Origin of the sequence: Enterobacter cloacae complex sp. IR5401, from assembly GCF_049238425.1 — a bacterium.
Taxonomy (GTDB): domain Bacteria; phylum Pseudomonadota; class Gammaproteobacteria; order Enterobacterales; family Enterobacteriaceae; genus Enterobacter; species Enterobacter hormaechei_C.
On sequence record NZ_JBMKHN010000004.1, the window covers coordinates 294,876 to 305,699 of the forward strand.

Sequence of the window (10,824 nt, forward strand, 5' to 3'; positions counted from 1 at the left end):
ACCACCACCGGGCAAATCCCACATCAGAGCGCGATACGAATCACATCGTCAGGCTGGGTCGCTTCCTGCTGACGGGTTGATTTCTGTTTCACCGTTACGTACAGCGTTTTACCGTCCGCGGACAGCGCCAGGCTGTTCGGGTAAACCGGGGTATCGTAGGTCTTGGTCACTTTGTAAGTTTTGGCGTCGATCACGCTCACCTTGCCCGCCTCGCGGTGCGTCACATAGGCTTCGTTACGCGCCGGGTTAAACAGTACGGCCAGCGATTCTGGCGCGGCGATTTTCTGCATCACGCTGCCATCTTTCAGATTCACCACCAGCACTTCTGGCTGTTTTGAATCCGTCACGAACGCACGGTGGCCGGCAGTGTCCAGGCTCAGGTTCAGGTAGAAGTGCTCTTTTCCGTCATCCTGCACTTTTTTACGGCTGAGGATTTTGTTGGTTGCCGTATCAATGGTCACCAGCTCGCCGTCCGCATTGGTGGTATACAGGCGTTTTGCCTTCGCATCCAGCGCCAGTCCGGTGCTGAACGTGCCGGTGTTCGTGATAGTGTCCTTCAGCTTCAGCGTTGCGCCATCAACAACCCAGATCACACTCTCCTTGCCGATGCCGGTAATGTACACCGTATTGGTCGTGTCATCGGCCACCAGCTGGCGCGGCTGAAGCGGCTTCACCGTGTCGCTACGCTTGCGATCGTCCAGCACCAGGCGCCCTTTCACCTCGCTCGTTTTGGCGTCAATCGCCGTCACGGCGCTGTTGACGGTGTTACCGAACCACAGCGTCTGGGTGGCGTTATCGATCGTGGCGCCAAACGGCTTGAGATCGTTATGAATCACCTGCGTCACTTCCAGCGTGACCGGATCCAGACGATAAACCACGCCGCCCTTATCGGTTTTGCGGCTTTGTGACGTCGCAACCCACAGCGCGTTTTCCTGCTGGCTGACGGCCATTTCATACGCGCCCTTGCCGACCGCTTTGCGCAACATCTCTTCAGCGGCATGAACCTGGAACGTACCGGCAAACAGTAAAGAGCCCAACAACAGAGACCCACGCAGGCGCGGCGAGCACAGATGACGTAAAGACATAACAATTCCTTTTTAAATGAGGAGATTTACCGCTGACATCACTTCCGGTGGGCAAAGTCATCGCTTTGCCGTTATTTTAATGAGAATAGTAATCATTAATCAATTGAATGTGGAGTATTTCTTTCCTTCAAAGCCTTACATTCACGAAATGTGCGGTTATAGTTTTCATAACATTTACAAAGGATTTAACATATATACACAGGTTCCAGTTGATTTGGTTCGAATTTTTCTTAACCGGTTTACTCCATGAAAATTATTACTGCCCGCAAGGCATCACTACCCCTGCTGTTCGCTCCCGTCATTTTTGGCCCGCTGAGTGCGATGGCCGCGGATGAACAGACCCTGATCGTCAGCGCCACGCCGCAAACTGTCTCCGAACTGGACACCCCGGCCGCAGTCAGCGTGGTGAGCGGCGAGGATATGCGACATGCCACACCGCGCATCAACCTTTCTGAATCCCTTGGGAGCGTGCCTGGCCTGCAAATCCAGAACCGCCAGAACTATGCTCAGGATCTGCAACTTTCCGTTCGCGGATTCGGCGCGCGTTCAACCTTCGGCGTACGCGGGATCCGCATGTACGTGGACGGCATTCCGGCAACCATGCCCGACGGCCAGGGGCAGACGTCAAACATAGACCTCAACAGCATTGAGAGCGTCGACGTGCTGCGCGGCCCCTTCTCTGCCCTGTACGGCAATGCCTCCGGCGGCGTAATCAACATCAACACCCAGACCGGACAACAGCCAGCCACAATTGAAGCCAGCAGCTATTACGGCAGTTACGGCACCTGGCGTTACGGCATGAAGGCCACCGGTGCGGTGGGCGACGGGACTCAGGCGGGGGATGTGGACTATGCGGTATCCACAACCCGCTTCACCACCCATGGCTATCGCGACCACAGCGGCGCACGGAAAAACCTCGCCAATGCGAAACTGGGCGTACGCATTGATGATGTCAGCAAGCTAACGCTGATTTTTAACAGCGTGGACATGAAAGCCAACGATCCGGGCGGACTGAGTTATCAGGAGTGGCAGAACAACCCACGCCAGTCACCCCGTGGCGATCAGTACAACACGCGTAAAACCATTAAGCAGACCCAGGCCGGGATCCGCTACGACCGTCAGTTGAGCGAACAGGACGACCTCAGCGTGATGATGTACGCCGGTGAGCGTGAAATGACCCAGTACCAGTCCATTCCGGATACCGCGCAGACTGAAAATCCTGCGCATTCGGGTGGCGTAATTGATATGCAGCGCCACTATCAGGGTATTGATACCCGCTGGACCCACCGCGGTGAGCTGCTGGTGCCGGTAACGTTTACCACCGGCCTGAACTACGAAAATATGAGTGAAAATCGCCGCGGGTATGAAAACTTCGTGATGAACAACGGCGTGCCGGATTTTGGCGTGAAGGGTAACAAACGCCGTGACGAACGTAACCTGATGTGGAACCTTGATCCCTACCTGCAAACCCAATGGCAGCTCACGCAAAAGCTGTCCGTTGAGGCGGGCGTGCGTTACAGCTCCGTCTGGTTTGACTCCAACGATCATTACATTACCCCTCAAAACGGCGATGACAGCGGTGACGCCAGCTACCATAAATGGCTCCCGGCTGGTGCGGTGAAATACGCCGTGACCGACGCCTGGAACCTGTATGCCGCGGCGGGACGGGGATTTGAGACCCCTACCATCAACGAACTCTCATACCGTTCTGATGGCAAAGGCGGCCTCAATATCAACCTGCAACCGTCAACCAACAACACCTATGAGATTGGCAGCAAAACCCGCATCGGCAATGGCATCCTGACGGCGGCGCTGTTCCGCACGGATACCGACAACGAGATCGTAGTGGACGAAAACAAAGATGGTCGCACTACCTACAAAAATGCGGGGAAAACGCGCCGTCAGGGTGTGGAAATTGCGCTCGACCAGCAGTTTGCCGAAAACTGGAAGCTGAAAATGGCTTGGACCTATCTCGATGCGACCTACCGTACCAACGTCTGCGATAAAGCAGATTGTAGCGGCAACCGAATGCCGGGGATTGCCCGTAATATGGGGTATGCGTCGTTTGGCTGGGAGCCTGAGGAAGGCTGGTACGCGGGGGCAGATGCCCGCTACATGAGCGACGTGATGGCAAACGACACCAATACCGCCAAAGCGCCCTCTTATACCGTGGTCGGTCTGAATACCGGGTATAAACTCAATTACGGCAAATGGGGAATGGACATCTTTGGTCGCGTCGATAACCTGTTCGATAAAGAGTACGTCGGTTCAGAGATTGTAAACGCCGGCTACAATCGCTATTACGAACCCGCCCCTGGCCGTAACTATGGCGTGGGCCTGTCGGTCTCTTATCGCTTTGAGTAAAACATTTTCCGGCAGCGCACGTTGCCGGTAAAAAAATAACATCATTCCCGGTAGCCTTAAGCGCCGGGAATATACTCAGGGAACTTTAAAACGAATAAAAAAATAAGTGCGCCTGTGCGATCCTTAACTGTAGTATTGCCGTTGCAGGAGGATATTGGCTTCATCAATGGCTCGGTCGATCGCTTCCCGACTGGCCGTCACGTCCCTTTGCTCAAGCGCAGAAAGCAGATCGGCATAATGGTAAGTTGTGGCAGGGATATCTTTCATCTCTTCGTGCAGGTAGTTGATACACGGACCAATCCGTACCCATAGCTGCTCAATCAGCGAGTTCAGGGTCGGCATTTCGGCATACTGATAGAGCGTAAACCGGAACACGCGGTTGGCATGGATCGCCTTCTGCACGTCGCCCTGATGCATGGCGGTGCTGAAGTTATCTGACAGCGCGCGTAATGCATCCAGTTTGGTCTCGGTCATATTCTGACACGCCGCCGCAACGGCCATTGGCTCAAGCTGTTTTCGGATGGCGTTAATTTCGTTATAACGCTCCAGCGTAACCTCTGGCACCAAAAACGCCTGAGCAGGCGTGGCCTGTAATGCGCCTGCCGACACCAGGCGCAGCAGGGCTTCGCGCACTGGTGTGATGCTGGTGCCTAATTTATCGGCAATCTCTTTCGTGATGAGACGAGCCCCAGGTTTTAATGAGCCCGTAATTAATGCTCCCTTTAAACTGTTCTCAACTTGCATCGTCAGACTGATTCTTTGTGCTTTTTCCAGATTTTCCAAATCAAGCATGTTTAATTCCCGTAGCCAAAACAAAATGCCATTTTCAGCGACTGTTTAAAAAAACATCGCCGGTTTGATATATCCTGTATCGTCATGCCTGGTATGAAGGGCGCGCGTTAAAATAAAAATTGTTCAATTACTATTACGTTTACCACTTCTGGCTCAGCTGGGCCGATGGCGCGCAATGCTTATGGATTAATTAAAGACAATATATCGTATCTTCACAAATAATTATGGCGGACTTTGCCCGCCATAACTGATGCTCTGTTTAGTCTGCCGCCACGCGGATCACGACCTTGCCGAAGTTTTTCCCTTCCAGCAGCCCAATCAGCGCCTCTGGCGCCGCGTCCAGCCCTTCGGTGACCTGCTCGCGATAGTGAATTTTGCCTTCCTGCACCCAGCGTCCCATTTCCTGCTGGAACTCGTCGATACGATGACCATAGTCCTGAGCGATGATAAAGCCCTGCATGCGGATGCGTTTTTTGAGGATGGTCCCCATCAGCAGCGGCAAGCGATCCGGCCCCTCCGGCAGGTTGGTCGCGTTGTAGCCGCTGACCAGTCCGCAAACCGGTACGCGCGCGGAGGTATTCAGGAGCGGCAGCACGGCGTCAAAGACTTTACCGCCGACGTTTTCATAATACACGTCAATGCCCTGCGGGCAGGCTTTCGCCAGCTGTTCAGAAAAATCTTCCGCATGGTGATCCAGACAGGCGTCGAAACCGAGCACGTCGACCGCATGACGGCATTTCTCCTCCCCGCCAGCCACGCCGATGACCCGGCACCCTTTGATTTTTCCGATCTGTCCCACCGTTGCGCCAACCGGCCCCGTGGCCGCCGCCACGACGAGGTTTTCCCCTGCCTGAGGCTGGCCGATATCGAGCAGCCCCATATACGCGGTGAAGCCCGGCATCCCGAGCACGCCGAGTGCCCATGAAGGATGCGACGGTTTTTCACCCAGCTTCACCAGCCCCTGCCCGTCGGACAGTTCATACTCCTGCCAGCCGCTGTAACCCAGCACCCATTCACCCTCTTTATAATCCGGATGGCGGGAGGTCTCGACGCGGCTTACCGTGCCGCCCACCATCACCGCGCCAATCTCTACAGGAGGTGAATAGGATGGCGCATCGCTCATACGGCCCCGCATGTACGGATCAAGCGAGAGCCATACGGTGCGTAATAACACCTGTCCCTCTGCGGGCGTGGGGATCGGCTGCTCTTCCAGGCGGAAATTTTCGGCAACCGGCGCGCCGTGTGGACGGGAAGCCAGTACCCAGCGACGGTTTTGCGTAGTTGATTGATTCATTCTTCGCTCCTTACTGCTGAAAATGTCATTCAAGTCTGGCACGTTATCCTGCGGATCGCCTTTGCATTATGAGCCGGACTGATTAAGCCGCACGACCAGATAGAGGCACGATTCATCCGTTTCGTTGATAAACCGGCAGTCGTTCGGCGGCCCGAGTTCCAGACAATCTCCGGCCTTCATTTCATGGCGGGTATCCCCCTCCAGAAAGACCAGTTCACCTGCCTGCAACCAAATCAGCTGTCGCGCCAGCGCGTAAGAGGAAGCGGGCATCGGCACATCGCTGCCTGCGGGTAGCTCCACCTGGACGAGGTCGATAGGCATATCGGTGCGCGGCGACACATGGCGACGCAAATAGTGGGTTTGCGGATCGCGCCAGACGGGCTGGTTCGCCAGACGTAACAGTTTGCCCTCCTGCATTTCCGCGCGCGCAATGAGCGTAGACATGCTAATACCGAAGGCACCGGATAACCGCGCAAGCAGCGTCGCCGTTGGGCTACTGTCACCCCGTTCAATCTTATGGATCATGGCGCGTGAGATACCTGCCCGTTCGCCTAGTTCGCTTAATGACCAGCCACGCGACTCGCGTTCAAGGCGTATGCGGGCGCTAATGCGTTGATTCATATTGTCTGTCATTGTATTCATGACGTCATACTATAGTGTACGGATGGTTTTTCGGGGGAGTTTTGTGACAAAAAAACAGGGATTTTGTCGTAGCGATGGAATACATGAACTGTGTAATATTGTGAGATAATCATACTACTATAGTGAACAACACAGCCAGAGGTTAACCATGATTGTTCGTCATGCCTGCAAAGAAGATTGTGCCGCTATCGGTGAAATTTATAACCATGCGGTGCTGCACACCGCCGCAATATGGAACGATACAACTGTCGATACCGATAACCGTATTGCATGGTTTGAGGCGCGCACGCTGTTGGGTTATCCGGTGCTGGTCAGTGAAGAAGAAGGTGTAGTGACGGGATACGCCTCATTTGGCGACTGGCGAGCGTTCGACGGTTTTCGCCATACGGTGGAGCACTCGGTTTACGTTCATCCCGATCATCAGGGCAAAGGCATTGGTCGACTGCTAATGACGGAATTAATTAAGGAAGCCCGCCAGATAGGTAAACATGTGATGGTTGCCGGTATTGAGGCGCAGAACCAGGCGTCGATTCATCTGCATGAAACCCTGGGCTTTATTACCACCGGAAATATGCCGCAGGTAGGAACCAAATTCGGTCGCTGGCTGGATTTAACCTTTATGCAACTCCAGCTCGATGAGCGCAGCGATCCGGATGCTCTGCCATGAATCAATCGTTGACGTTAGCATTTCTGGTGGCCGCCGGGATTGGGCTGGTGGTACAAAACACCCTTATGGTGCGCATTACGCAATCCTCTTCCACCATTCTTATCGCCATGCTGCTGAACTCGCTGGTGGGGATTGTGTTGTTTGTCAGCATGTTGCTGGTGAAAAATGGCCTGGCGGGGTTTAACGAACTGGCGTCAACGGTGCGCTGGTGGACGTTGATCCCCGGCCTGCTGGGGTCTTTTTTTGTCTTTGCCAGTATTAGCGGATATCAGAATGTGGGCGCGGCAACGACCATTGCCGTACTGGTGGCAAGCCAGCTGATTGGCGGTCTGGTGATGGACATCCTCAAGAGCAACGGCGTTCCCCTGCGCGCGCTGGTTGGCCCGGTCTGCGGCGCAGTGATGCTGGTGGTTGGCGCCTGGCTGGTGGCACGGCGCCAGTTTTAACCCTTACAGGATAGTCCCACCCTGCGTGAGGTGGGCATGGCGTGCCTCCGCCTCTTCTTTATGTTGCTTGCCATGATGCGCAATCGCGGTACGCAGGCGCTGCTGCTGGATATAACGATCTTCACGGCTGAGCTCTGCATCATCGCTTAATTCGATCAGCAGTTCGTTCATGTGGGTAATCACGCTCTCTTCGATGGTGGCATCGACGCGGGCGATAACTTTGTTTAAATGTGACATTGTCACTCCTTATCACATGCCGGGTGCTAACTGTAGGCCGGGTAAGGCATAGCCGCTACCCGGCAAGAATACGATCAGTTCAGCTTCGCTTTCGAGAAGTCACTGCCCATCAGACTCACGCTGTACCCGGTCACGTTGCTGCGGGTCGCGTAGAACGTTTTGCCGTTAGCTAACGCAATCCACGGTGCCTGCTGATAGAAAATCTCCTGTGCCTGTCCATACAGCTTCGCACGTTCGTCCGGGTTGCTGGTCAGTTTGGCCTTTTGCACCAGCTCATCATACCCCTTATCACACCAGCGCGCGGCGTTAGATCCGGTTTTGATGCTGTTACAACCCAGCAGCACATCGGCGAAGTTGTCCGGATCGCCGTTATCAGACATCCAGCCGAACAGCGCGGAATCATGCTCGCCTTTACGCATGCCGGAAAGGTACTCACCCCACTCGTAAGAGACGATTTTCGCCTTCACACCCACTTTCGCCCAGTCAGCCTGGATCATCTCCGCAATGCGTCGCGAGTTCGGGTTGTACGGACGCTGAACCGGCATGGACCAGAGGGTCACTTCCGCGCCCTTTTCCAGACCCGCCTGCTTCAGCAGCGCTTTCGCTTTTTCCGGATCGTAGCCGTAATCCTTCAGGTCTTTATTAAAGCCGAGCATGTTCGGCGGGATCGGCGATTTAGCGACCGTACCAGACCCCATAAAGACCGCGTTCACAATGGCCTTTTTGTCCGTCGCGTAATTCAGAGCCTGGCGCACCAGCACGTTATCAAACGGTTTTTTCTCCGTGTTGAACGCCAGGTACCCCACGTTCAGCGCATCCACCGAGTGCAGGGTCAGGTCTTTGTTTTTCTTGATCGCTTCAAACTGCACCGGCGACGGCGCAGGAATGATCTGACACTCGTTCGTTTGCAGCTTCGCCAGACGCGTCTCAACGTTTGGCGTGATGGAGAAGATCAGGTGTTTGGTCGGCACCTCACCGTCCCAGTAGTTCGGATTGGCGACGTAGCGGATCAGCGAATCCACCTTGTACTGCTGAAGCACATACGGGCCGGTGCCGATTGGCCAGGTGTCCACATTTTCAGGTGTCCCCTTTTTCAGCATCGCGTCCGCGTACTCGGCAGAGAGGATCGAGGCGAAGTCCATTCCCCAGTCGGCCAGGAACGCCGCGTTGGGTTCGCTCAGCGTGAACTGGACGTGATAATCGTCGATCTTTTTCACATCCTGAATGAGCTTGTCGAGGCCCACGTCATTAAAGTATTCGTAATTACCCTGGGAAACATTGTGATAGGGATGCTTAGGGTCTTTCTGACGCATAACGGAGAAAATAACGTCATCAGCGTTAAAATCACGGGTAGGTTTGAAGTATTTATTGCTGTTGAATTTTACCCCTTTACGCAGGGTAAACGTGTATGTTTTGCCGTCTGGCGAAATGGTCCACGACTCGGCCAGAGAAGGCACCGGCGTGTTTTTTACCGGGTCGAAGTTAATCAGACGGTTATACAGCGTTTGCGAGCTGGCGACAAACGAAGGTCCAGAGCTGGCGATCTGCGGGTTAAACGACTCCGGCGACGCCTCGGAGCAGTAGATAATGGTGTCTTTATTTGCCGCCCATGCGGCGCTTGCCGGTAGCAGCGCGCTCAGCGCGAGGGCGAGCACGGTTTTCCCTGTAGACATGGTTATTACCCTTTCGGTTTTATTATAGTGAACAGTAATAACAGCACAGACGTATTGGCCTGACAAATAACGAATCACTATCAGGTTATTCTAAAGCCGTACATTTCGCTGGTTTTAGCATCACCCCGCAGAAACCGATTTGCCTTAAGGTTCATTATTCGTCAAGCACAACCATCACGATCAATGCCGCAAGAAATCGTCCCTTTTATCGTCTCCTCCGCCGTTTGCTTGCTTAGCTGTTTCGTTAAAGTAATGGCGTGAAGAAGTCTACAGGACCAAATCGTGGCAAAAACACTTTTACGCAGCGGTAATCTGGATGATTTTCAGGCCGTTGGTGGCGGCGGACAGGCCGTTTTTGAATCAGCGCTGCAAATCCGCGAAGCGCTTCGGTTGCGCAAACAACAGGCTATCGTCGATTGTCTGGCCATCCCCCAGGTCTACGACGGCGGCGATCGCGTTGACTGGTACTCCCCGGTTGAGGGAACCGTCTCCAGCTGGAAGGCGGCGGATGAAGATGATCGTCATCGCGCCCTACGCTATCTGGAAAACACGCTCGCCAGCGTGGAGTCGCTGAGTAAAAAATGCCTTCAGTCACCGAAAACGGCGCAGCAACTGTTTGGCTCTCTGCTCTCAAAAGCCTTTCAGTTTCCCGGTGAAAACTTTGTTTTCCTGGTGGATGGCAAACCGGTGATCTGCTTCTGGGGTTTCGTCAATCTTAACGAGAACGCGCGCGACGACGTGCTGGACTGCCTGCGCGGATCGTTGGTCTCTGAACCTGAGCCAGTGGTGATTAACGAGCCTGAACCTGAACAGGAGCAAGAACCGGCCCCGGTAGTGACCTTTGAGCAGGCCGACGCGCCGCTTATCACGCCTGTGGCTTCCGTCCGTATCACCGAAGATGAACTGTATACGCCAGAGCCGGTGCGCATGAACGCCGCGCCGCCAGAGCCCGCACCGGCGGCCATGCAGAAAAAACGTCGCTCCCCCCTGTGGTTGCTGCCGGTTGCCGCCGTCATTATTGCGGCCATTGCCACCCCGCTGCTTTGGCCAAAACAGGCCCCGACCGCAGCGCCTGTTGCCACACCAGCGCCAGTGCCTGTCGCCATTGCTCCGGCCCCCGTAAAGACGGTCGAGCCGCTTGAGCTGAAACTCCCGCTGCACCAGGCCGAAGTGGTAGAGCCGAAGGTGAAAACGCCTGCACCGGCAGCCGAACCAGTGGTCATTACCGCGATACCGAAAGATGCGATGGTGATGGAGGCAAACCAGGTCAAAGCGGGGTTAACGCGCTTCCTGAATGGCACCTGGCGCGCGTTTCTCGATGTGCAGGATCCGCTCACCGGCAAACCGCCGTCGCTGCGCTACCAGATTCAGAACAATAAAGGTTTCGCCCGGGTTGTGCATGGCGACAACATTGTCTGCCGGGTAGACGTCTTTTCCGGATTACACAGCAACGGCGAGCTGTTGATCAAAACGCGCGGAAACGCTCGTTGCACCGACGGTTCACGCTATCCGATGCCGGAAGTGACCTGTAAGGCAGGTGCCAGCGACGTGGCGGAATGCACCGCACGTTACGATGCCAACACCATCGTTCCTCTGACGTTCAAGAAAGCAGGTGTCTGATCCT

The 10,824-nt window shown here is 54.8% G+C and carries 10 protein-coding genes; 4 read left to right on the top strand and 6 right to left on the bottom strand.

Going from position 1 to position 10,824, the window contains the following annotated elements; genetic code table 11:
* Positions 1–23: 23 nt before the first annotated feature.
* On the bottom strand, positions 24–1,085 hold the full coding sequence (locus ACOTX1_RS08850; protein ID WP_023314202.1) for a YncE family protein: 1,062 nt from the start codon (positions 1,083–1,085) through the stop codon (positions 24–26).
* A gap of 246 nt (positions 1,086–1,331) precedes the next feature.
* On the opposite strand from ACOTX1_RS08850, the gene pqqU reads away from it, so the two are divergent.
* Positions 1,332–3,449, top strand: coding sequence for a TonB-dependent receptor PqqU (gene pqqU / locus ACOTX1_RS08855; RefSeq protein ID WP_023314203.1), 2,118 nt, complete (start codon positions 1,332–1,334; stop codon positions 3,447–3,449).
* 123 nt (positions 3,450–3,572) lie between these two features.
* On the opposite strand, the gene ACOTX1_RS08860 is transcribed toward pqqU, so the two are convergent.
* The 3 genes from ACOTX1_RS08860 to ACOTX1_RS08870 all read right to left on the bottom strand — a co-directional run bounded on the left by ACOTX1_RS08860 (position 3,573) and on the right by ACOTX1_RS08870 (position 6,177).
* Entirely contained in the window at positions 3,573–4,241 is a 669-nt protein-coding gene (locus ACOTX1_RS08860; RefSeq protein ID WP_003856981.1) for a GntR family transcriptional regulator, read from the bottom strand.
* A 259-nt stretch (positions 4,242–4,500) separates the two neighbouring features.
* Positions 4,501–5,535 (bottom strand): NADP-dependent oxidoreductase, encoded by a 1,035-nt coding sequence (locus tag ACOTX1_RS08865; protein ID WP_023314205.1) that lies wholly within the window; start codon positions 5,533–5,535, stop codon positions 4,501–4,503.
* Positions 5,536–5,601: 66 nt separating this feature from the next.
* A complete protein-coding gene (locus tag ACOTX1_RS08870) occupies positions 5,602–6,177 on the bottom strand; it encodes a helix-turn-helix domain-containing protein (RefSeq protein WP_032634175.1) in 576 nt (191 codons plus the stop codon).
* A 148-nt stretch (positions 6,178–6,325) separates the two neighbouring features.
* On the opposite strand from ACOTX1_RS08870, the gene ACOTX1_RS08875 reads away from it, so the two are divergent.
* Positions 6,326–6,844: a GNAT family N-acetyltransferase gene (locus tag ACOTX1_RS08875; RefSeq protein WP_003856975.1), complete on the top strand. Its 519-nt coding sequence runs from the start codon at positions 6,326–6,328 to the stop codon at positions 6,842–6,844.
* Positions 6,841–7,290 carry a DMT family transporter gene (locus ACOTX1_RS08880; protein WP_023314207.1) on the top strand — a complete coding sequence of 150 codons (450 nt, stop codon included), beginning with the start codon at positions 6,841–6,843 and terminating at the stop codon, positions 7,288–7,290. The genes ACOTX1_RS08875 and ACOTX1_RS08880 overlap by 4 nt, the downstream gene beginning before the upstream one ends.
* A 3-nt stretch (positions 7,291–7,293) precedes the next feature.
* On the opposite strand, the gene ACOTX1_RS08885 is transcribed toward ACOTX1_RS08880, so the two are convergent.
* Together ACOTX1_RS08885 and ACOTX1_RS08890 are read right to left on the bottom strand one after the other, a co-directional pair.
* Entirely contained in the window at positions 7,294–7,527 is a 234-nt protein-coding gene (locus ACOTX1_RS08885; protein ID WP_023314208.1) for a YdcY family protein, read from the bottom strand.
* Between the two features lie 74 nt (positions 7,528–7,601).
* The gene (locus ACOTX1_RS08890; protein ID WP_003856968.1) at positions 7,602–9,200 is read right to left on the bottom strand and encodes an ABC transporter substrate-binding protein; all 1,599 of its coding nucleotides are present in this window, start codon (positions 9,198–9,200) and stop codon (positions 7,602–7,604) included.
* A gap of 282 nt (positions 9,201–9,482) precedes the next feature.
* On the opposite strand from ACOTX1_RS08890, the gene ACOTX1_RS08895 reads away from it, so the two are divergent.
* Complete coding sequence (locus tag ACOTX1_RS08895) at positions 9,483–10,820, top strand: SrfA family protein (protein WP_023314209.1); 1,338 nt, start codon at positions 9,483–9,485, stop codon at positions 10,818–10,820.
* Positions 10,821–10,824: the final 4 nt, after the last annotated feature.